We start from the raw sequence: 20,084 nt of genomic DNA on the forward strand, positions 1-20,084 counted from the left end.
ATCAGCCGCCGCTGACCGTCATCGTGCCGACCTGCCCGAGAGCGGTGTGGAAGCTGCACTCGAAGGGGTAGTTGCCGGCCGCGGTCACGGTGAACTCGATGGTGTCCGACTCCCCGGGCGCCAGCAGCGGGATGCCCTCGGCAATCGTCGAGGGGCCCGTGCCGGGGGTGAAGGCGAAGTTGTGGGTGAGCTGCGTGGCGGTGTTGCGCACGGTCAGCCGTACCTGCCCCGTGGCGACGGTGAAGTTCACCGGGGTGAAGACATAGTCGTCGCCGGTCTCCAGGGTGATCTCCTGGACCCCGTCCGGGGCGGCGCTGACGGTGCCCACCGCCGCGTCGGCCGTCCGGGTCGCCGCGGGCAGCGTCGGCTCGCCGTTGCCGCACCCGGCGAGCAGGCCCAGCACCAGCAGCAGACCGCCGAGCGCGGCCGCGGGTACGCGCCGCCGGCGCGCGCGCAGGGTCGTCGTGCGTGGAGTGCGGCGGGCGGTGCTCATCGCCCCGGAACCGTACGCGGCGCGGCCGGTGACCCGGCGTCCTCGGCGACCGTCGGCGCGGCGCGGTCGGCCACGTCCGCGTCCAGCGGGTCGACGTCGGCGTTTTCGGCCTCCTCCTCACCGGACCACTCCTGCGAGGGCGGCAGGACGGCCAGCGGGCGGACGTCGCGGTCGTCCCACGGCCGGTTGAGCCCGGCCGCTTCCAGGACGGCGTCCAACAGCCCGGCGGTGAAGCCCCACACGACCATGCCGGCGACGCCGAAGGCCGGGCCGACATAACCCGCCGGGTGCCGGACGCGGAACCGGTTGGCCGGGTCGACCAGGTCGGCGAGCGGCACTCGGGCCACCCGGGCGACCTCGTGCGGGTCGCCGGTGGCGATGTCGCGCGGGTCGTCCCACCAACCCACCACCGGGACTACGACGTTGTCCGAGGGGCCCAGGAACAGCTCGGGCAGCGTGGCGACGACCCGCACCGCGGACGGGTCGACGCCGACCTCCTCGTGCGCCTCGCGCAATGCGGTGCCGACCGGGTAGTCCTCCCCGGGGTCGGCGCCGCCACCGGGGAACGCCGGCTGCCCGGCGTGGCTGCGCAGCCGCTGGGACTTCTCGATGAGCAGCACGTCCGGCCCGCCCTGTCCCTCGCCGAACAGGATCAGCACCGCCGACCGGCGAGCGGTCTCGCTGGGCTTCCCGTGCCGGCGGGGCAGCGGCAGGTCTGCGGCGGTGGCCACCATGCGTTGCAGGTACTCGGGTAGGTCCGCCGTGGCGGTCACAGCTGCACCCCGAGGTGCTCGGCGACCAGCTGCTCGAACTCGGCCAGCGAGTCGACCGGCACCCGCTGGACGTAGGCGACCGACCCGTCGGCGGCGAGGAAGAGGGTGTACGGCAGCCCGCGCAGGCCCAGTCCGGCCGCGAGGTCACCGCTGGCGTCGACAGCGGTCGGGATGGTGATGCCGGCGTCCGCCGCGAAAGAGGTGGCGGCGGAGACCCGGTCCTGGCTGTTGACGGTCAGTACCCGGAGCTGGTCGCCGGACGCGTCGGCGAGCTGCTGCACGATCGGCAGCTCCTCCCGGCACGGACCACACCAGCTGGCCCAGAGGTTGACCACGGTCGGGACGCCGGGGGCCTTGGCGAAGTCGAGGGAGCCGCCGTTGAAGCAGTCGAAGCGCAGGTCGGACACGTCGCTGTCGGCCGCCGGCTGGTCGGGCTGGTCCGGGCAGGGGGCGAGGTCGGTGTCGGCCGGCACCACCTCGTCGGCACTGGAGGGGGCGGCCGCGATGTCGTCGTCCGAGCCGCTGGCGCAGCCGGCGAGCAGCAGGGCCACCGCCAGCAGCGGGGCGGCCAGCCGGGACGGGCGGGTCACTCGGTGTCCGAGGCGGCCGGGCTCTTGACCAGCTTGCCGGCCACCTCCGGGTCCAGCGGCCCGATGCCGAACGAGGGGCACCAGGCGGCCAGCCCGCACGCGCCGCAGGCCGGCTTCTTGGCGTGGCAGACACGCCGGCCGTGGAAGATCACCCGGTGGGAGAAGATCGTCCACTCCTTCTTCGGCACCAGCTCGGCGACCTCGGTCTCGACCTTCACCGGGTCCTCTTCCGCCGTCCAGCCGAAGCGGCGGACCAGCCGGCCGAAGTGGGTGTCGACGGTCAGCCCGGGCACCTCGAAGGCGTTGCCGAGGACGACGTTGGCCGTCTTGCGGCCGACGCCGGGGAGGGTGACCAGATCGGGCAGGTTGCCGGGCACCTCGCCGGCGAACCGTTCGACGAGCGTCTGCCCCAGGCCGATGACCGAGTTCGCCTTGGCGCGGAAGAAGCCGGTGGGCTTGAGGACCTCCTCGAGTTCCCCCCGGTCGGCTCCGGCGTAGGCCACCGCATCGGGGTAGCGGGCGAACAGCGCCGGGCTGACCCGGTTCACCATTCTGTCGGTGGTCTGCGCCGACAGGACCGTGGCGACGAGCAGCTCCAGCGGGGTGGTGAAGTCCAGCTCGCAGTGCGCGTCGGAATGGATGTCGGCCAGCTCGCGGGCCATCCGCCGGGCCCGCCGGGTGCGGGCCAGTGGGGTTTCGTCGGGGTCGAAGGGTGACACCCCGAGGCGCGCGGCCCGGCCCGGGCGCCGGGCCTTGACGGAGCGGATGAGGTCCGACTGGAGGACGGGCTGGGACACGCGACGAGGGTAGGCCGAGCTGCTGACACCCATCGACGGGTCATACTCGACGGCGGGGCGCCGCCCCGGACCCCGCCGGGCGGCCCGCCCGTTGGACGCCGTTGACCCCCCAGGGTCGACCCGCCCGGAGACGTCGCCGAGGAGGTGCTGCGTGGTCGCCCTCATCGTCATCCTGTTCCCACCGCTGCTGATCGCCTTCCTGCTGGTCATGGAGCGCGTGGAGGAGCCGTTGCGGCGTCCCACGTCCCAGCGCGAGGTGGAGGAGTTCCTGGGCTCGGCGACGGTAGGCGAGGTGGACGCACTCGCCCAGTCAGGCATCCGCCGGGCGATGACCCGGTGGCGCCTCCGCCGGCGCCGGCCGGCTTCACCCCCGGGCCGGCGGGCCGTCACCGACCGGGGCGTCCGGTCCATCGACGACGACTCTGACCTGGACTGACACGGTACCCGGCCTGGCCGCGCCGCCGGTCCCACCCAGAGTGGGCATCCCGGTGACGTTCCGCAGTGGTGCGGATCTCCACAGGCCCTAGACTGCCCGTGACGCGGGTCGCCATCGCACCCGTGAGGACGTTGCGAGAGGTGCACGTGGACGAGGTCCTTGCCCAGTCCGGGCTCTTCCAGGGTTTGTCGGAGGAGTCCGTCGAGCCGGTGGCCAGCTCCCTGGAAACGGTGACGCTGCCGCGCGGCCGGGTCGTCTTCAACGAGGGCGAGCCGGGCGACAGCCTCTACGTCATCCTCTCCGGGAAGATCAAGCTGTCCCGCCGTGCCCCCGACGGCCGGGAGAACGTGCTGGCCGTGATGGGTCCCTCCGACCAGTTCGGTGAGCTGTCGGTGTTCGACCCCGGCCCGCGCACGGCCACGGCGACCGCGGTCACCGACGTCCGGATGGCCAAGATGCCGCAGACGATGCTCCGGCCCTGGATCGAGGCGCACCCCGAGGTGGGTGAGCGGCTCCTGCAGGTGCTGGCCCGCCGGCTGCGGCGCACCAACGACTCGGTCGCCGACCTGATCTTCACCGACGTCCCCGGCCGGGTGGCCAAGGCGCTGCTGCAGATGGCCGACCGCTTCGGCAGCCGCGAGACCGACGGGCTGCGGGTCAAGCACGATCTGACCCAGGAGGAGCTCGCCCAGCTGGTGGGCGCCTCCCGCGAGACGGTGAACAAGGCGCTCGCCGACTTCGTGCACCGCGGCTGGATCCAGCTGCAGGGCAAGTCGGTCGTCGTCCTCGACGAGGAGCGGCTGCGCCGGCGCGCCAGGTGAGGCTTCGCGAAGCCATTCCTCACCTGGGGCCGCAGGCCCCCTCCTGATGTGCTGGACAGCACCGCCCAGCGGTTCCGCTACCTCACTGGAAGTGGGATCCGGATGCGGGTGCCGTCGGGCAGCACGGCAAGCACACCCTCGTCGGTCTGCTCGAACGTCGGGCTGATCGGCTCCAGCGACGCGGGAGGTGAGCCGGCGATCGCGGCGGCCGCGTCCGGGAAGGACTCGAGCTGGCGGAGCGTGTGCACCGTCGGCGGCAGCATCGGGCGGGTGCCGGCGGCGTACTCGGCCAGTGCCGCGGATGGCGTCGTCCACACCGCCTCGTCGGCCTCGCCGGAGACGTCGCGCGCCTCCTGGCCGACCGGCATCAGCGCGGTGAAGAACTTGGTGTCGTATCGGCGTTTCTCCCCGGGCGGGGTGATCCAGTGCGCGTAGGGCCGCAGCAGGTCCGCCCGCAGCGCCAGGCCGCGGCCGGCGAGCAGCTCGGCCATCGACAGTTCGCGGGCCAGCAGCGCCTTCCGCTGGGCCTCCCATTCGTCGCCGGACACGTCGGGGACGACACTCGGCCCGTCGGCCGGGCCGGCCAGCAGGACGCCGGCCTCCTCGAAGGTCTCCCGCACCGCGGCGCAGACCAGCTCGCGGGCGGTGCGCTCGTCGCAGCCCCAGGCGGTTGCCCACTCCCCCTCCGCCGGACCGACCCACGCCACGTCGGTGTCGCCGTCGCGGGGGTCGACCCCACCTCCCGGGTAGGCGGTCATCCCGCCGGCGAAGGGCATCCCTTTGGTGCGGCGCAGCAGGTAGACCTCCACCCCGGCCGCGCCGTCGCGCAGCAGCAGGACGGTCGCCGCCTGCCGGATGGGCACTGCCTCACTCATCTCAGTTCAACGGTCAGCTCGACTTCGACCGGGGCGCCCAGCGGCAGCTCGGCCACCCCGACCGCGCTGCGGGCGTGCTGGCCGGCCTCACCGAACACCCGGCCGAGGAACTCGCTCGCCCCGTTGACCACGCGTGGCTGGCCGGTGAACCCCTCGGCGCTCGCCACGTAGCCGACCACCCGGACGATGCGCGCGACGGAGTCGAGCCCGACCAGGTCATCGACGGCGGCCAGAGCATTGAGCACGCAGACCTTGGCGTCGGCCGCGGCCTCCTCGATCTCCACCGAGCCCCCGACCTTGCCGGTGCGGCGGAGCCCGCCGTCGACGAAGGGCAGCTGCCCGGAGGTGAAGACCAGCTGCCCGGTGCGCACCGCGGGCACGTAGGCCGCGACGGGAGCGGCCACCGGGGGCAGCCGGACACCCAGTTCGGCGAGACGGGCGTGCCAGGACGGTGCCGGGGAAGTCATTGCCGGGACCTCAGTTCGACGGGCGCTTGAGGTAGGCGACCAGCTGGTCGCCCCCGCCCGGCCCGGACAGGACCGTGACCAGCTCCCAGCCGTCGACACCCCACGAGTCGAGGATCGCCTTGGTGTTGTGGATCAGCAGCGGGATGGTGGCGTACTCCCAGGTGCGGCGTTCGCTCATGCGGCGACGCTAGCGCAGCCGGGACGGGCCCGAGTCCGCCACCGCTCGTAGGCTGGTGCGGGTGAGCCTCCAGTCGTCGTCCGTGCGGTGCCACATCGTCACCGGCAAGGGCGGCACCGGGAAGACCACGGTCGCCGCCGCCCTCGCCCTGGCCCTGGCCGCCGACGGCCGCCACGTCCTGCTGATCGAGACCGAGGGCCGGCAGGGCATCGCCCAGATCTTCGACACGCCGCCGCTGCCCTACGAGGAGCGCCGGGTGGCGGTCACCCGCGGCGGCGGCGAGGTGAAGGCCCTGGCCATCGACGTCGAGGCGGCCTTCCTCGAGTACCTGGACATGTTCTACAACCTCAAGCGCGCCGGCAGGGCGCTGCGCAAGATGGGCGCCGTCGACTTCGCCACGGCCATCGCGCCGGGGCTGCGGGACGTGCTGCTCACCGGCAAGATCAAGGAGGCGGTGTCCCGACGCCGCGAGGGCCGGCACGTCTACGACGCCGTCGTTGTCGACGCCCCGCCCACCGGCCGGATCACCCGCTTCCTGAACGTCACCGGCGAGGTCGCCGGCCTCGCCCGGTCGGGTCCGATCAAGACCCAGAGCGACGGGGTCATGGCGGTGCTCCGCTCCCCGCAGACTGCGGTGCACCTGGTGACCCTGCTGGAGGACATGCCCGTGCAGGAGACCGCCGACGCGATCAGGGACCTGACCGCCGCCGGGCTGCCGGTCGGCTCGGTCGTGGTGAACATGGCCGCCGAGCCGCTGTTGCCGGCGGCCAGCCTGACCCGGACGTCGGAGGGCCGGCTCACCGGCGCCGATCTGGCCCCCGCCCTGGCGGCCGCCGCGCTGCCCGGCGGCCCCGACGTGGTCGCCGGGCTGGCCGCCGAGGCCGTCGAGCACGCCCAGCGGTGGGTCGCGCAGGACGCGCTGCGCGGTGAGGTGGAAGCGTTCGGCCGCCCGACGGTGGAGCTGCCGCTGTCCGTGGGCCCGATCGACGTCGGCTGCCTGTTCGAGCTGGCCGGCCGGCTCGAGGGCCACCTGAGCACCGAGGCCGCGGCGTGAGCGAGCGGGCGAGCTCACGAGGTGAGCACAGCAGCGAGCGGGCGACCTCACGAGGAGAGCACAGCACCGGGCCTGGCACCACTCCCCAGCAGGGCCACACCGCGCCGGCGCTGGACCTGGCCGCGCTGGTCGCCGACCCGGACACCCGGATCGTCGTGTGCTGCGGGTCGGGCGGGGTGGGAAAGACCACGACGTCGGCGGCCCTCGCGCTGGCCGCGGCCGAGGCCGGCCGCACCGTCGTCGTCCTCACCATCGACCCGGCCCGCCGGCTCGCCCAGTCCCTCGGGCTGGAGGAGCTGGACAACGAGCCGCGGCAGGTCGAGGTCCCCGGGGCCAGCGGCCGGCTCGACGCGATGATGTTGGACATGAAGCGGACGTTCGACGACGTCGTCACCGCTCACTCGACCCCCGAGCGGGCCGAGCAGATCATGGTCAACCCCTTCTACCAGGCGCTGTCCTCCTCCTTCGCCGGCACGCAGGAGTACATGGCGATGGAGAAGCTGGGGCAGCTGCGGGCCAGCGAGCGGTGGGACCTGGTCATCGTCGACACCCCCCCGTCCCGCTCGGCGCTGGACTTCCTGGACGCCCCGAACCGGATGAGCCGGTTCCTCGACGGCACGATGATCCGGCTGCTGACCGCACCTGCCCGGGCCGGCGGCCGCGCCGGGGTCCGGCTGGTCGGGGCCGGCTTCATGATCTTCAGCCGGATCATCAGCAAGATTCTCGGGGGGCAGCTGCTGACCGACATCTCCGCGTTCGTCTCGGCGCTGGACACCATGTTCGGCGGGTTCCGCGAGCGCGCGACCGCGACCTACGAGCTGCTCCGCCAGCCGGGGACGTCGTTCGTGGTGGTCGCCGCGCCCGAGCCCGACGCACTACGGGAGGCTTCCTACTTCGTCGACCGGCTGTCCACCGAGGGAATGCCGCTGGCCGGGCTGGTGCTCAACCGCACCCACCCGCCGGCGACCACCCAGCTGTCGGCCACCCGCGCGGAGGCCGCCGCGGAGGCGGTGGCCGAGGCCGGCGGGAAGGGCGCCAAGCTCGCCGCCGGGGCGCTGCGTGTGCACGCCGAGCGGATGACCCTGGCCATCCGGGAGCAGCGGCTGGCCGACCGGTTCACCAGCGCCCACCCGGAGGTCGGCATCCGGACCGTGCCGGCCGCGGCCGGTGACGTGCACGACCTGGACGGGCTGCGCACGATGGCGGCCGCGCTGCTGGGGGCCGAGGGCGACACCCCCACCGGAACGCCGCGCAGCCGGGTGCTGCCGGTCCGCCAGCCCGCCAGCTGAGACCCCCACCACCTCCGGGGAGGTGGCGAGTGACACGCGGGGTCACAATCTCGACGGGCCGGTCACGCACGGTTACGGTGCGCCGACCGTTCCCCCACTCGAGTGAGGCAGCCGATGACCGCAGCACCCCGGACCGACAAAATGGACGTCGGGCGGCCGACGGGCGACGGGCTTGGTCTCTTCCGAACCGGCGACGCCGTCGCCCTGGACCTCTCCGACGTCGACATCCCGGTCGACACCACGGGCCTGTCCGCCGACGACCGGGCGCGGGCGCGGGTCATCACCTCGGCGATCCGCCAGCGGTCCCAGGAGCTCCGCCGGGAGCACCCCGTGCTGCGGCACCAGGACGCGCTCGGGCTCGCGGCGTTCGCCGTCGCCGTCCTCGGCTTCGCCGGCAGCGGCGCGCTGTACCTGACCGGCGTCCTGCCCTGGTACGTCACGCTGCTGCTCTCGGCCGCGTTCGCCGCGGTCGGGCACGAGGTGGAGCACGACCTCATCCACGCGCTGTACTTCCGCCGGCACCGCGCGGTCCGGTACGGGCTGCTCTTCGGCGTCTGGGCGATCCGCCCGTACACGATCAACCCGGTCTTCCGGATCCGGCTGCACCTGAGGCACCACGCCTACTCGGGCCTGCCGGACGACATAGAGGAGGTGTCGATCACCAACGGCAAGCCGTGGGGCGTCGTCCGGCTCTACAGCCTGCTCGACCCCTACGTGCCGGCGCTGGTGCGGATCGTGACCACGAAGCCGAAGGACGCCGAGGACGCGCTGTGGCGCCGGACCATCCTCAAGGCGAGCGTCGGACTGACACCGGTGGCGATCAGCATCTGGTACGCGTTCCTGGGCCTGCACGTGGCCGGGTGGCTGGGTGCGTCGGTGCCGCACGGCCTGCTGCACGCCCTGACCGTGCTGACAGTCGTGTGGGTCGGCCCGAACGTGTGGCGCGGCTTCTGCCTGCACTTCATCAGCAGCAACATGCACTACCAGGGAGACGTCGAGCAGGGGAACGTCCTCCAGCAGACCCAGGTGTTCAACCGCTGGTACCTCATGCCGTTCCAGGTGTTCTGCCTGAACTTCGGCAGCACACACCCGATCCACCACTTCTACGTGGCCGACCCGTGCTACGTGCGTCAGCTGATGGAGCGCGACATCCACCCTGTGCTCGCGGCCAACGGCGTCCGGTTCAACGACATGGGCACCTTCGCGCGAGCGAACCGGTACGGCGCGCCGTGACCGAGACGCCTGCGCGTCGGGGTCCGAGGCAGAGCACCACCCCCGCGGAGACAGGTACCTTGGCCTGCGATGTCTGATACTGCGCGCTTCCGCCTCGGCGCCCTGGGCAAGCTGGTCGCGATGGTCGTCGCGGCCGGCGTCCTGGTCGCCGCGATGCTGTTCCCGTGGGTCGGGGGGACGGGCCTCGCGGCCCGCAACTCCGCTTCCCTGCTCGACGCCCTGCCGGTGGAGCTCACCGACCAGACGCCGAACGGCAACACCAAGGTGCTGGCCGCGGACGGGTCGCTGATCACGGAGTTCTACTCGAACAACCGCACCCCGGCGACGGCGGATCAGATCGCGCCGATCATGAAGCAGGCGATCGTCGACATCGAGGACTCCCGCTTCTACGAGCACAACGGCATCGACGTACAGGGCACGCTGCGCGCGCTGGTCACCAACGTGGCCGCCGGCGGCGTCGAGGAGGGCGGCTCGACGCTGACCCAGCAGCTGGTCAAGCAGACCCTGTTGCAGACGGCGAAGACCAGCGAGGAGCGCCAGGCAGCCGACGCGGAAACCGTGGGCCGCAAGCTCAAGGAAGCCCGGCTGGCCCTCGCCCTGGAGCAGACCTACTCCAAGGACGAGATCCTCACCCGCTACCTCAACATCGCTTACTTCGGCGCGGGCGCCTACGGCATCCAGGCCGCCGCACAGACCTACTTCAGCGTCAACGCCGCCGACCTCACCCTCCCCCAGGCCTCCGTGCTGGCCGGCCTGGTGCAGAGCCCCAAGTTCAACCCGATCGCCTACCCCGAGGCCGCGCAGACCCGGCGTAACCAGGTGCTGAACCGGATGCACGATTTGGGCCACATCACCGATCAGGAGCTGGCCGACGTCTCCGCCAGCCCGATCCAGACCGCCGCCGAAGGCGCCAAGGCCCCGAACGGCTGCTCCTCGGCCACCATCGGCGGGTACTTCTGCGACTACCTGCAGACCTACCTCAGCCAGCAGCTGAAGATCACCAAGACCCGGCTGGAGAACAGCGGCTGGACGATCCAGACCACGCTGCGCCCCGACATCCAGGCCTCCGGCGACCAGGCGGTGCTCAATACCCTCCCGATGGGCGGCGGCAACGACCTGGCCGGTGTCTTCACCGCCGTGCAGCCGGGCACCGGGCACGTGCTGGCGATGAGCGTCAACCGCCGCTACGGCTGCAGCGAGTACGAGTGCGAGTCGGTGAACCTGAACACCACGGCCAGCGCCGGCGCCGGCTCGACCTACAAGACGTTCACCGCCGCGGCCGCCCTGGCGCAGGGCTACGGCTCGCACTACACGATCACCACCCCGCAGCCGTACACGTCCAAGCGTTACAAGAACGGCGGCAAGCCGTACACGATCAGCAACGTGGGCAACAACTACCCCGACACGCTGGACATGGAGAAGGCGCTGGTCATGTCCTCCAACACCTACTTCGTAGCGCTGGAGGACGCCTTGGGCACCATCGAGGCGCCGGCCCGGATGGCCGCGGCGATGGGCATGCACTTCGACCAGCCCAACCAGAAGTCGCTGGACCAGATCATCGCCGAGAACAACGGGTCCTTCACCCTCGGCCCCTACGCCACCAGCCCGCTGGACCTGGCCAGTGCCTACTCCACGCTGGCCGCCAACGGCACCCGGTGCGCGCCCACGCCGTTGGTCTCGATCCTGGGCAGTAACGGTGAGCCGGCGCTGAAGGAGGACGGGACGCCGGTGTACGCCGGCGACCAGTGCACCCCCGAGGCCATCCCCGCCGGCGTGGCCACCACGCTGAACCAGATCATGATCGGGGACACCACGCAGTCCTTCGGCACCGCGAAGCGGGCCGCGATCCCCGGGCACCAGATCGCCGCCAAGACCGGTACCTCGCAGGACAACAACTCGGCCACCTTCATCGGGTCGACGCCCGACTACACGGCCAGCGTGATGGTCTTCAACCCCAAGAAGCAGGAGAACGTCGGCGGTTACGGCGGCAACAAGCCCGCCACCATCTACCACGATGCGATGGCGCCCATCCTGGCCAATGAGCCGGCGCACGACTTCCCGCCGGCCGACCCGGTCGTCGTCGCGGGCAACCGACCGACGGTGCCGAGTTGCGACTCGGTGGACGCGTGCCAGGAAGCCCTCACCCAGGCCGGCTACACCACGCGGACCGCGCAGGTCACCAGCGCCCAGTCGGCCGGGACGTTCCTGGGCACCAGCCCGCGGGCGGGCGCAGCGGCCAATCCCGGCCAGCAGGTCACCATCCAGGTGAGCAACGGCAGGGGCCGCCGCCGCGCGCCGGCACCCGCGCCGGCCCCCGCACCCGCGCCGGCACCCGCGCCGGCCCCCGCGCCGGCCCCCGCACCGGCCCCCGCTCCTCCGGCCGCGCCGGCACCGCCGCCGGACACCAACGGCGACGGCCTGCCGGGCTGAAACAGGACCCCGCTGCCCCCACTGGTCGCACACTTGCAGCGGGACCCTGCAGCCGGGCCGGGCCGGGCCGGAGCGGGGCCGGTAGCGGGGTCCTTCTTCAGCCGAGCTGGCGGCGGACCTCGGCGGCCACCCGGCCACCCTCGACCCGGCCCGCCACCTCCCGGGTCACCGCCCCCATGACCTTGCCCATGTCCTTCATCCCCGACGCGCCGGTTCGGGTGACCACGTCGGCGACGATGGCGACCAGGTCGGCGTCCTCGAGCTGCGCGGGCAGGTAGTCCACGAGAACCCCTTCCTCCGCCTGCTCCCGCGCTGCCTGGTCGGCCCGGCCCGCACCGGCGAAGGCCTCGGCCGCCTCACGGCGCTTCTTCGCTTCCCGGCGCAGCACGGCCTGGACCTCGTCGTCGGAGAGTTCGCGGGCCTCCTTGCCGGACACCTCCTCGGTGCTCACGGCGGACAGCACCATGCGCAGCGTCGCGGTGCGCAGCTCGTCGCGGGCCTTCATGGCGGTGGTCAGATCGGATCGGAGTCGGTCCTTCAGCTGGGGCACGCCCTCAGCCTCCCACCCGCCCGCCGGCGGGGACGACGGCTTTCCCGCGGCGCCCCCTAGTCTTCCGGGATGCGCGCGATCACCGCCGTCCCCACCGCTGTCCTCGCCACCGGCGCCGCGACCGTGGCCTACGCGAGCCTCTACGAGCGCACCCACTGGACACTGCGCCGCTTCGACGTGCCGGTGCTGGCCCCGGGTTCCCGGCCGCTGACGGTCCTGCAGCTGTCGGACCTGCACATGACCGCCGGTCAGACCCGCAAGCAGGAGTGGGTCGCCGGGCTGGCCGCACTCGAGCCCGACCTGGTCATCACCACCGGCGACAACCTGGCCGGGATGGCGGCCGTGCCGGCCACGCTGCAGGCGCTGGACCCGCTGATGGACCTCCCCGGCGCGTTCGTCCTGTCCAGCAACGACTACTACGCCCCGCGCCCCAAGAACCCGCTGAAGTACTTCCGGACCGAGCACAAGCGGGTGCAGGGCATCGATCTGCCCTGGCGGGACCTGCGCGACGGCATGATCGCCCGCGGGTGGGCCAACCTCACCAACGCCCGTGGGGAGCTCACCGTGGACGGCCGGCGGATCAGCCTGTCCGGACTGGACGACCCGCACCTCAAACGGGACCGCTACGAGCTGGTGGCCGGCCCGGCCGACCAGGCCGCTGACGTGCGGCTGGGCCTGGTCCACTCCCCCGAGCCCCGGGTGCTAGACCGCTTCGCCGCCGACGGCTACGACCTGCTGCTGTGCGGGCACACGCACGGCGGCCAGCTGCGCGTGCCCTTCTACGGCGCCCTGGTCACCAACTGTGGCCTCGACCGGGAGCACGTCCGCTGGCTGCACCGCTGGGCCGACCCGTCACCGGAGCACCCGGCCGGCACGTGGCTGCACGTCTCGGCCGGCCTGGGCACCAGCCCGTACGCCCCGGTGCGCTTCGCCTGCCCGCCGGAGGCGACACTACTGACCCTGACCGCCCGGACCGGCTGAAAAAGGACCCCGCTGCCCCCCGCCACTCGCACGCTCGCGGCAGGACCCTGCAGCGGGGCCGTTCCAGCACGTCCCGACGCTCGGCGGTGGGACCCTGCAGGGGGCCGAACGGCCGCCAGGTGCGTCGGTTACAGTTGTCCGCGCACCTCGGGGTGTGGCGCAGCTTGGTAGCGCGCGTCGTTCGGGACGACGAGGCCGCAGGTTCAAATCCTGTCACCCCGACCAGCATTCAGGGACCGCCGATCGGCGGTCCCTGAGTCGTTTCCGGGCCTCTCGCGCCGGGCACAGGTGCACGGATGACCGAGTGGCTGCTGTTGCTGGCCGCGGTGCTGCTCACCGCACTGACCGGCTTCTTCGTGGCAGCCGAGTTCGCTTTCACGACCGTCGACCGCGGGCAGGCCCAGCAGGCCGCCGACGCCGGTGACCGCGGTGCCGCCGGCGTGGTCCGGGCGCTGCGCGGGCTGTCGACCGAGCTGTCGGCCGCCCAGCTGGGCATCACACTCACCACGCTGATCGTCGGCTTCCTCGCCGAACCGGCGCTGGGCGGGCTGCTCGAACCGGTGCTGACCGGGCTCGGGCTGCCCGAGGGCGCCGTCGGTCCCGTGGCCGTGGCGATGGGGATCGCGCTGGCGACCTTCCTGCAGATGCTGCTGGGCGAGCTCGGCCCCAAGAACCTGGCCATCGCCCGCCCGCTGCGCACCGCCTCGCTCGTCGCCCCGGGCATGCGCGCCTTCACCACGGTGACCGGCCCGGTCGTCCGGGTGCTGCAGGCGCTGGCCAACGGCATCGTGCGCCGGATGGGAATCGAGCCGAGGGAGGAACTGGACGACGTCCGGGGCGCCGAGGAGCTGGCCTCGGTGGCCCGCCGGTCGGCCGAGGACGGCGACCTCTCTCCCGTCGCCGCCCGGCTGCTGAGCCGCTCGCTGGGGCTGCGCGAGAAGTACGCCACCGATGTGATGACCCCACGCACCCGGCTGTGGACGCTGAGCGCGAGCGCCACCGCCGCCGACGTGATCGACGCCGCCATCCGCTCGGGCAACAGCCGCTTCCCGGTCTACGGCGCCGACCTGGACGAGGTCACCGGCGTGGTGCATGTGAAGAACGCCGTCGCCGTCCCCGACGCCGAGCGCGAGCAGCGGACCGCCGGCGAGCTGGCCGCCCCGGTGCTCGCCGTTCCTTCGTCGCTGCGGCTGGACCCGCTGCTGGACCAGCTCCGCGAGCAGGGCCTTCAGCTGGCGCTGGTCGTCGACGAGTGGGGCGCCACCCACGGCATCGTGACCCTCGAGGACATCGTCGAGGAGCTGGTCGGGGAGATCACCGACGAGACCGACCGCCCGCTCCGGCAGCTGCGCAGGGTCGACGGCGGCGGCTGGGACGTCTCCGGCCTGCTCCGCCCCGACGAGGTGCGCGACCGCACCGGCATCGACGTCCCGGAGGGCCGCTACGAGACCATCGCCGGCTTCGTCGTAGAACGGCTCGGCCGGCTGCCCGAGGAGGGCGATGCGGTGGAGGTGGGCGGCGTCCGGTTGACCGTCACCGGCGTCGAGGGACGGCGGGTGGCGCGGCTGCGCGCCCTGCCACTGCCCCAGGACGACGACCAGGGCCGGGACGACGCTCCGGGCGCACCGGCGGGTCGCGAGCAGGCGGTGGCGCAGGCATGAACGAGGTCCTGAGCCTCCTGCTGCTCGTCGCCCTGCTGCTGGGCAACGCCTTCTTCGTTGCCGCGGAGTTCGCCCTGGTGTCCGCCCGGGCCGACCAGATCGAGCCGCGGGCGGCCGCCGGCTCGGTGCGGGCGCAGAAGACCCTCGCGGCGATGCGCGACGTGTCCCAGATGATGGCCGGCGCGCAGCTGGGCATCACGCTGTGCTCGCTGGGCCTCGGTGCGGTCGGCGAGCCCGCAGTCGCACACCTCGTGGAGGCACCGCTGGCGGCGGTCGGCGCGTCCGATGCCCTGCTGCACCCGGTGTCGCTGGTGATCGCCCTCGCACTGGTCACCGTGCTGCACATGGTGCTGGGCGAGCTGGTGCCCAAGAACATCACCATCGCCGGCCCGGACCGCGCCGCGATCGCCCTGGGCCCACCCCTCGCCGTCCTGGTGCGGCTGCTCAAGCCCTTCATCTGGTTCTTCAACGTGACCGCGAACGGCTTCGTCCGGTTGTTCGGCGTGCAGCCCACCGACGAGATCTCGGCCAGCTTCGACGAGTCGGAGATCCGCTCGATGATCAGCCAGTCGCGGCAGCAGGGGTTGCTGGGCAGCGAGGTGAGCGAGCTCGCCGCCGGTGCGCTCACCTTCGAGCAGCACGACGCGGGCTCGGTGATGCTCTTCCCCGACTCGTTGGTCACCGTGCCGCGGAACTCCACGCCCCGGGACCTGGAGGGCGTGGTCGCCGAGCACGGCTTCAGCCGGTACCCGGTGCGCGGCGCCGATGGTGCGCTGATCGGGTACGTGCACGTGAAGGACGTGCTGGGCTCGGGGCCGACGTCCCGCGACCAGCCGGTGCCGGACCAGGCGGTCAACGCCTTCGTCGACTTCTCCCCCGACGAGCCGCTGCCGGAGGTGCTGCACGCGATGCGCCGCTCGGGCGCACACCTGGGCCGGGTCGTCGCCGACGGCCGGCTGCTCGGCCTGGTGGCGCTGGAGGACGTGCTGGAGACGCTGATCGGCGACGTCCGGGACGCCGTCGTCGACGGCCGCCAAGAGGCGCTGGCCGGCACCGCGTCGGAGGTCGGGGCTCGGGCCGGGGGCACAGCGGGTGCGGGCGCCGGGGGAAGATGAGCCGGTGAGCGCCGAGCCGACCCCTGCCACCGCCCTGCCGCCCGAGATCACCGCCCGCTGGCAGGCGCGCTTCCGCGCCCCGCGGGTCAGCCTCCCCGACTGGGCCGAGGACGCCCCCCAGCGCTGCCTGTACTCCTCCGACGTCAGCGGCGTCGTCGAGCAGTACGCCTGGGACCGCGACACCGACACCCACCGCCAGGTCACCGACCGGCCCAACGGGACGGCGTACGGCACCCTCAGCCCGGACGGCGAGACGATCTGGTGGTTCGCCGACACCGACGGCGACGAGTTCGGCGTCTGGTGCACCCAGCCCTTCGCCGGCGGGGACGACGCGGTGGCGCTCCCCGACGTGGGGCCCGCCTACCCCGCCGGGCTGGAGATCGGCCGGGTCATGGTCGCGGTCGGCCGGTCCACCGACGACGGCAGCGAGCTGTGGCTCGGCCCCCTCGGCGGCACCCCGTCGGTCTTCTACTCGACTCCGGACACCGCCGGCGTCGATGCGCTGTCCCACGACGACACGCTGCTCGTCTACTCCCACTCGGAGCACGGCGACCCCCGCTACCCGGCGTTGCGGGTGGTGCGCACCACCGACCGGTCGGTGGTCGCCGACAAGTGGGACGGCGAGGGCCGCGGACTGCACGCGCTCGCCTTCGCCCCGCGGCCCGGTGACACCCGGCTGCTGGTCGGCCACGAACGGCGCGGCCGCGAGGAGCTGCTGGTCTGGGACGTCGTCAGCGGCGCCGAAACCGAGCTGGTGCTCGACCTGCCCGGCGACGTGACCGCCGGCTGGTACCCCGACGGCACCGCGCTGCTCGTCGGGCACGACACCGCCGCGCGCAGCGAGCTGTACCGCTACGACCTGGTCACCGGGACAGTGCAGGCGCTGGACACCCCGCGCGGCGTCGTCCGCGGCGCCACGGCGCGGCCCGACGGCAGCGTGGAACTCGCCTGGTCGTCGTCCGAACGGCCGCCGGTGATCCGCCGGGCCGACGGTCCCGTCGTCCTGGCCGCCCCCGGCAACGAGCCGCCGGCCGCGTACCCGGTCGAGGACCGCTGGGTGCCCGGCCCCGGTGGCAACGTGCACGCCCTGCTGGTCCGCCCGGCCGGGACCGCCCCGTACGCGACCGCCTTCCTGGTGCACGGCGGGCCGGAGGCGCAGGACGACGACTCCTACCGCGCCCGCCGGGCGGCCTACGTCGACGCCGGGTACGCCGTGGTGCACGTGAACTACCGCGGGTCGACCGGCTACGGCAGCGAGTGGCGGGACGCGCTGACCGGCCGGCCGGGGCTCACCGAGCTCGAGGACGTCGCTGCCGTCTACGACGCGCTGGTCGCCGAGGGCGTGGTCGACCCGTTCCGCACCATCCTGTCCGGCGGCTCGTGGGGTGGATTCCTCACCCTGCTCGGCCTGGGCACCCAGCCCGAGCGCTGGACCGCAGGCATCGCCGAGGTCCCGGTGGCGGACTACCTGGCCGCCTACGAGGACGAGATGGAGGGCCTGCGTGCCTACGACCGTGCGCTGTTCGGGGGCTCGCCGGCCGAGGTGCACGACGTCTACGTGCGCTCCTCGCCGCTGACCTACGTCGATGCGGTGGCCGCGCCCATGCTCGTGGTCGCCGGCGCCAACGACCCGCGCTGCCCGATCCGGCAGATCGACAACTACCTCACCGCGCTGGACGAGCGGGGCAAGCCGCACGAGGTGTACCGGTTCGACGCCGGCCACGGGTCGCTGGTGGTCGAGGAGACCATCCGCCAGGTGGAGGTGGCTCTGGACTTCGCGTTGCGGCACGTGAAGCCCTGAGGGCCACGATGGCCATTCTTGCCGACCGCTGAAGGTGACCGGATCCCCCTGCCGCCGAAATGGCCATTTTGGCGGTTCCGCTAGCGGTTGGCGGCGATGAGTTCGGCGATCTGCACGGTGTTCAGCGCCGCGCCCTTGCGCAGGTTGTCGTTGCTGATGAACAGCGCCAGGCCGCGGCCGTCGGGGACGCCCGGGTCCTGCCGGATGCGACCCACGTAGCTCGGGTCGCGGCCGGCGGCCTGCAGCGGGTTCGGGACGTCGGAGAGCTCGACTCCGGAAGCGGATGCGAGCAGCTCGGTGGCCCGATCGACCGACAGCGGGCGGGCGAACTCGACGTTCAGCGACAGCGAGTGCCCGGTGAACACGGGCACCCGCACGCAGGTGGCGGAGACCAGCAGGTCAGGGATGCCGAGGATCTTGCGGCTCTCGTTGCGGAGCTTCTGCTCCTCGTCGGTCTCGAACGATCCGTCGTCGACGATCGAGCCGGCCAGCGGCAGCACGTTGTAGGCGATCGGTCGCACGTACTTCTGCGGCTCGGGGAAGGTCACCGCCGAACCGTCGTGGGTGAGCTCGGCGGCCTTGTCGACGGCTGCCCTCACCTGGCCGTCGAGCTCCTCCACGCCGGCCACCCCACTGCCCGACACCGCCTGGTAGGTGCTGGCGACGATCCGGGTCAGCTGCGCTTCGGCGTGCAGCGGTGCGAGCACCGGCATCGCGGCCATGGTGGTGCAGTTGGGGTTGGCGATGATGCCCCTGCGCATCTCGGCCAGCGCCTGCGGGTTGACCTCGCTGACCACCAGCGGGACGTCGGGGTTCCGCCGCCACGCCGAGCTGTTGTCGATCACGGTCACCCCGGCCGCGGCGAAGCGCGGCGCCTGCGCCCGGGAGGTGGTCGCGCCGGCGGAGAAGATGGCGATGTCCAGGCCGGCCGGGTCCGCGGTCGCGGCGTCCTCCACGGTGATCTCGCCGCCGGCCCAGGGCAGGGTGCTGCCGGCCGAGCGGGCCGAGGCAAAGAACCGCAACTCGGCGAGGGGGAAGGCGCGCTCGGCGAGGAGACGGCGCACCACGCCGCCCACCTGGCCGGTCGCGCCGACGATGCCGACCCGCAAGCCGTCACGGGCGAAGCTGCTCATCGTCCGGTCCCTCCGTAGACGACGGCCTCGGCCTGATCGGTGCCGAGATCGAAGGCGTCGTGCACCGCGCGGACGGCGAGGTCGACGTCGGTGTCCCGGCAGGTCACCGAGATGCGGATCTCCGAGGTGCTGATCAGCTCCAGGTTCACCCCGGCGTCGGCGAGCGCGCCGAAGAACTTGGCCGAGACACCCGGGTGTGACCGCATGCCGGCGCCCACCAGCGACACCTTGCCGATGTGCTGGTCGAAGCGCAGGTCGGTGTAGCCGACGGTGTGCTTGACCCGCTCCAGCGCGGCCAGCGCGGTCGGGCCGTCGCTGACCGGCAGGGTGAAGGAGATGTCGGCGAGCTTGCTGGCCTCGGCCGAGACGTTCTGCACGATCATGTCGATGTTGATCTCGGCGTCGGCCAGGACGCGGAAGATCTGCGCGGCCTCGCCCGGCCGGTCCGGCACGCCGTAGACGGTGATCTTGCCTTCGCTGCGGTCGTGCGCGACGCCGGTGATGATGGCCTGTTCCACGGTGAGGTCCTCCATCGAGCCGGCGACGATCGTGCCGGGGAGCTGTGAGTAGGAGCTGCGGACGTGCACCGGGATGTTCTCCCGTCGGGCGTACTCGACGCACCGGAGCATGAGCACCTTCGCCCCGGAGGCGGCCAGCTCGAGCATCTCCTCGTAGGTGATCGTCTCCAGCCGACGGGCGTTGGGGACGATGCGCGGGTCGGCGGTGAAGACGCCGTCCACATCGGTGTAGATCTCGCAGACGTCGGCGCGCAGGGCGGCGGCGACGGCGACGGCGGTGGTGTCCGACCCGCCGCGGCCGAGCGTGGTGATGTCCTTGGTGTCCTGGCTGACGCCCTGGAAGCCGGCGACGATGACGATCGAGCCCTCGTCCAGCGCCTGCCGCAGCCGGCCCGGGGTGACGTCGATGATCCGCGCCCGGCCGTGGCTGGAGGTGGTGATCACCCCGGCCTGCGAGCCGGTGAACGAGCGGGCCTCGTAGCCGTGGGTGGAAATGGCGATCGCCAGCAGCGCCATGGAGATGCGCTCGCCGGCCGTGAGCAGCATGTCCAGCTCGCGACCGGGCGGGTCGGCGGTGATCTGGCTGGCCTGGTCGAGGAGCTCGTCGGTGGTGTCGCCCATAGCGGAGACCACCACGACGACGTCGTCGCCGTTCTTCTTGGTCTGGACGATGCGCTCGGCCACGCGCTTCACGCGCTCGGGGTTCGCGACGGAGGAACCGCCGTACTTCTGCACGACAAGGGCCACGGGTCCACAGACTACCGGCGCAGCGGCTCCGACCGGCGCATGCGCGCCCTAGGGCGTGTCTCCTGGATCATGTCGTGAGCCAGATGATCATGCTGGCGAGGACGATCCCGGCGCGGTAGTTGACGGCTTTCTTGTCGTAGCG

At 72.6% G+C, this 20,084-nt stretch carries 20 protein-coding genes and 1 tRNA gene; 11 read left to right on the forward strand and 10 right to left on the reverse strand.

Features of this window, described 5'->3' with window-relative positions; translation table 11 throughout:
• Window position 1: 1 nt before the first annotated feature.
• The 4 genes from BLW04_RS12570 to nth are packed head-to-tail and all read right to left on the reverse strand — an operon-like array spanning window position 2 to window position 2,653.
• Window positions 2–493, reverse strand: a complete 492-nt coding sequence (locus BLW04_RS12570) for a plastocyanin/azurin family copper-binding protein (RefSeq protein ID WP_091541278.1) — start codon at window positions 491–493, stop codon at window positions 2–4.
• Window positions 490–1,266: an NUDIX hydrolase gene (locus BLW04_RS12575; RefSeq protein ID WP_254781447.1), complete on the reverse strand. Its 777-nt coding sequence runs from the start codon at window positions 1,264–1,266 to the stop codon at window positions 490–492. Before BLW04_RS12575 ends, BLW04_RS12570 begins: the two co-directional genes overlap by 4 nt.
• Window positions 1,263–1,856, reverse strand: a complete 594-nt coding sequence (locus tag BLW04_RS12580) for a TlpA family protein disulfide reductase (RefSeq protein WP_091541282.1) — start codon at window positions 1,854–1,856, stop codon at window positions 1,263–1,265. Before BLW04_RS12580 ends, BLW04_RS12575 begins: the two co-directional genes overlap by 4 nt.
• Window positions 1,853–2,653, reverse strand: a complete 801-nt coding sequence (gene nth, locus BLW04_RS12585) for an endonuclease III (protein ID WP_254781449.1) — start codon at window positions 2,651–2,653, stop codon at window positions 1,853–1,855. Before nth ends, BLW04_RS12580 begins: the two co-directional genes overlap by 4 nt.
• A gap of 151 nt (window positions 2,654–2,804) precedes the next feature.
• Between nth and BLW04_RS12590 the strand changes: the two genes are divergently transcribed.
• Together BLW04_RS12590 and BLW04_RS12595 are read left to right on the forward strand one after the other, a co-directional pair.
• Window positions 2,805–3,089 (forward strand): hypothetical protein, encoded by a 285-nt coding sequence (locus tag BLW04_RS12590; protein WP_254781451.1) that lies wholly within the window; start codon window positions 2,805–2,807, stop codon window positions 3,087–3,089.
• Between the two features lie 146 nt (window positions 3,090–3,235).
• Entirely contained in the window at window positions 3,236–3,910 is a 675-nt protein-coding gene (locus BLW04_RS12595) for a Crp/Fnr family transcriptional regulator (RefSeq protein ID WP_091541362.1), read from the forward strand.
• 77 nt (window positions 3,911–3,987) lie between these two features.
• On the opposite strand, the gene BLW04_RS12600 is transcribed toward BLW04_RS12595, so the two are convergent.
• The 3 genes from BLW04_RS12600 to BLW04_RS26705 are packed head-to-tail and all read right to left on the reverse strand — an operon-like array spanning window position 3,988 to window position 5,430.
• Entirely contained in the window at window positions 3,988–4,785 is a 798-nt protein-coding gene (locus BLW04_RS12600) for an NUDIX hydrolase (protein ID WP_091541289.1), read from the reverse strand.
• The gene (locus BLW04_RS12605; RefSeq protein ID WP_091541292.1) at window positions 4,782–5,252 is read right to left on the reverse strand and encodes a RidA family protein; all 471 of its coding nucleotides are present in this window, start codon (window positions 5,250–5,252) and stop codon (window positions 4,782–4,784) included. The genes BLW04_RS12600 and BLW04_RS12605 overlap by 4 nt, the downstream gene beginning before the upstream one ends.
• A 10-nt stretch (window positions 5,253–5,262) precedes the next feature.
• Window positions 5,263–5,430, reverse strand: a complete 168-nt coding sequence (locus tag BLW04_RS26705; protein ID WP_091541295.1) for a DUF4177 domain-containing protein — start codon at window positions 5,428–5,430, stop codon at window positions 5,263–5,265.
• 61 nt (window positions 5,431–5,491) lie between these two features.
• Here BLW04_RS26705 and BLW04_RS12615 point away from each other — a divergent pair, with 61 nt between their 5' ends.
• The 4 genes from BLW04_RS12615 (at window position 5,492) to BLW04_RS12630 (ending at window position 11,436) form a co-directional block, all read left to right on the forward strand.
• Window positions 5,492–6,484, forward strand: coding sequence for an ATPase BagA (locus BLW04_RS12615; protein WP_091541365.1), 993 nt, complete (start codon window positions 5,492–5,494; stop codon window positions 6,482–6,484).
• Window positions 6,481–7,773, forward strand: a complete 1,293-nt coding sequence (locus tag BLW04_RS12620) for an ATPase BagB (protein WP_254781453.1) — start codon at window positions 6,481–6,483, stop codon at window positions 7,771–7,773. The genes BLW04_RS12615 and BLW04_RS12620 overlap by 4 nt, the downstream gene beginning before the upstream one ends.
• 114 nt (window positions 7,774–7,887) lie before the next feature.
• The gene (locus BLW04_RS12625; RefSeq protein WP_217631019.1) at window positions 7,888–9,006 is read left to right on the forward strand and encodes a fatty acid desaturase; all 1,119 of its coding nucleotides are present in this window, start codon (window positions 7,888–7,890) and stop codon (window positions 9,004–9,006) included.
• A 69-nt stretch (window positions 9,007–9,075) separates the two neighbouring features.
• Window positions 9,076–11,436 carry a penicillin-binding protein gene (locus tag BLW04_RS12630; RefSeq protein WP_091541301.1) on the forward strand — a complete coding sequence of 787 codons (2,361 nt, stop codon included), beginning with the start codon at window positions 9,076–9,078 and terminating at the stop codon, window positions 11,434–11,436.
• 97 nt (window positions 11,437–11,533) lie between these two features.
• Here BLW04_RS12630 and BLW04_RS12635 read toward each other — a convergent pair whose 3' ends face one another.
• On the reverse strand, window positions 11,534–11,986 hold the full coding sequence (locus BLW04_RS12635) for a GatB/YqeY domain-containing protein (RefSeq protein WP_091541304.1): 453 nt from the start codon (window positions 11,984–11,986) through the stop codon (window positions 11,534–11,536).
• Window positions 11,987–12,055: 69 nt separating this feature from the next.
• On the opposite strand from BLW04_RS12635, the gene BLW04_RS12640 reads away from it, so the two are divergent.
• From BLW04_RS12640 to BLW04_RS12660, 5 genes are all read left to right on the forward strand, one after another.
• The gene (locus tag BLW04_RS12640) at window positions 12,056–12,967 is read left to right on the forward strand and encodes a metallophosphoesterase (RefSeq protein ID WP_091541310.1); all 912 of its coding nucleotides are present in this window, start codon (window positions 12,056–12,058) and stop codon (window positions 12,965–12,967) included.
• Window positions 12,968–13,115: 148 nt separating this feature from the next.
• A tRNA-Pro gene (locus BLW04_RS12645) sits at window positions 13,116–13,192 on the forward strand.
• Between the two features lie 71 nt (window positions 13,193–13,263).
• On the forward strand, window positions 13,264–14,628 hold the full coding sequence (locus tag BLW04_RS12650) for a hemolysin family protein (protein WP_091541316.1): 1,365 nt from the start codon (window positions 13,264–13,266) through the stop codon (window positions 14,626–14,628).
• On the forward strand, window positions 14,625–15,743 hold the full coding sequence (locus tag BLW04_RS12655; protein WP_091541320.1) for a hemolysin family protein: 1,119 nt from the start codon (window positions 14,625–14,627) through the stop codon (window positions 15,741–15,743). The genes BLW04_RS12650 and BLW04_RS12655 overlap by 4 nt, the downstream gene beginning before the upstream one ends.
• Window positions 15,744–15,747: 4 nt before the next feature.
• Window positions 15,748–17,544 carry a S9 family peptidase gene (locus tag BLW04_RS12660; protein ID WP_091541323.1) on the forward strand — a complete coding sequence of 599 codons (1,797 nt, stop codon included), beginning with the start codon at window positions 15,748–15,750 and terminating at the stop codon, window positions 17,542–17,544.
• Window positions 17,545–17,624: 80 nt separating this feature from the next.
• On the opposite strand, the gene BLW04_RS12665 is transcribed toward BLW04_RS12660, so the two are convergent.
• On the reverse strand, window positions 17,625–18,677 hold the full coding sequence (locus tag BLW04_RS12665; RefSeq protein WP_091541327.1) for an aspartate-semialdehyde dehydrogenase: 1,053 nt from the start codon (window positions 18,675–18,677) through the stop codon (window positions 17,625–17,627).
• Window positions 18,674–19,942, reverse strand: a complete 1,269-nt coding sequence (locus BLW04_RS12670) for an aspartate kinase (protein WP_091541331.1) — start codon at window positions 19,940–19,942, stop codon at window positions 18,674–18,676. Before BLW04_RS12670 ends, BLW04_RS12665 begins: the two co-directional genes overlap by 4 nt.
• Window positions 19,943–20,084 lie beyond the last annotated feature (142 nt).

Origin of the sequence: Modestobacter sp. DSM 44400 (assembly GCF_900107175.1) — a bacterium.
GTDB lineage: Bacteria > Actinomycetota > Actinomycetes > Mycobacteriales > Geodermatophilaceae > Modestobacter.

Coding starts and splice junctions, on each gene's coding strand:
- BLW04_RS12640 (WP_091541310.1), top strand. CDS start 12,056: ATGCGCGCGATCACCGCCGTCCCCACCGCTGTCCTCGCCACCGGCGCC.
- BLW04_RS12665 (WP_091541327.1), bottom strand. CDS start 18,677: ATGAGCAGCTTCGCCCGTGACGGCTTGCGGGTCGGCATCGTCGGCGCG.
- BLW04_RS12570 (WP_091541278.1), bottom strand. CDS start 493: ATGAGCACCGCCCGCCGCACTCCACGCACGACGACCCTGCGCGCGCGC.
- BLW04_RS12600 (WP_091541289.1), bottom strand. CDS start 4,785: ATGAGTGAGGCAGTGCCCATCCGGCAGGCGGCGACCGTCCTGCTGCTG.
- BLW04_RS12655 (WP_091541320.1), top strand. CDS start 14,625: ATGAACGAGGTCCTGAGCCTCCTGCTGCTCGTCGCCCTGCTGCTGGGC.
- BLW04_RS26705 (WP_091541295.1), bottom strand. CDS start 5,430: ATGAGCGAACGCCGCACCTGGGAGTACGCCACCATCCCGCTGCTGATC.
- BLW04_RS12630 (WP_091541301.1), top strand. CDS start 9,076: ATGTCTGATACTGCGCGCTTCCGCCTCGGCGCCCTGGGCAAGCTGGTC.
- BLW04_RS12650 (WP_091541316.1), top strand. CDS start 13,264: ATGACCGAGTGGCTGCTGTTGCTGGCCGCGGTGCTGCTCACCGCACTG.
- BLW04_RS12625 (WP_217631019.1), top strand. CDS start 7,888: ATGACCGCAGCACCCCGGACCGACAAAATGGACGTCGGGCGGCCGACG.
- BLW04_RS12605 (WP_091541292.1), bottom strand. CDS start 5,252: ATGACTTCCCCGGCACCGTCCTGGCACGCCCGTCTCGCCGAACTGGGT.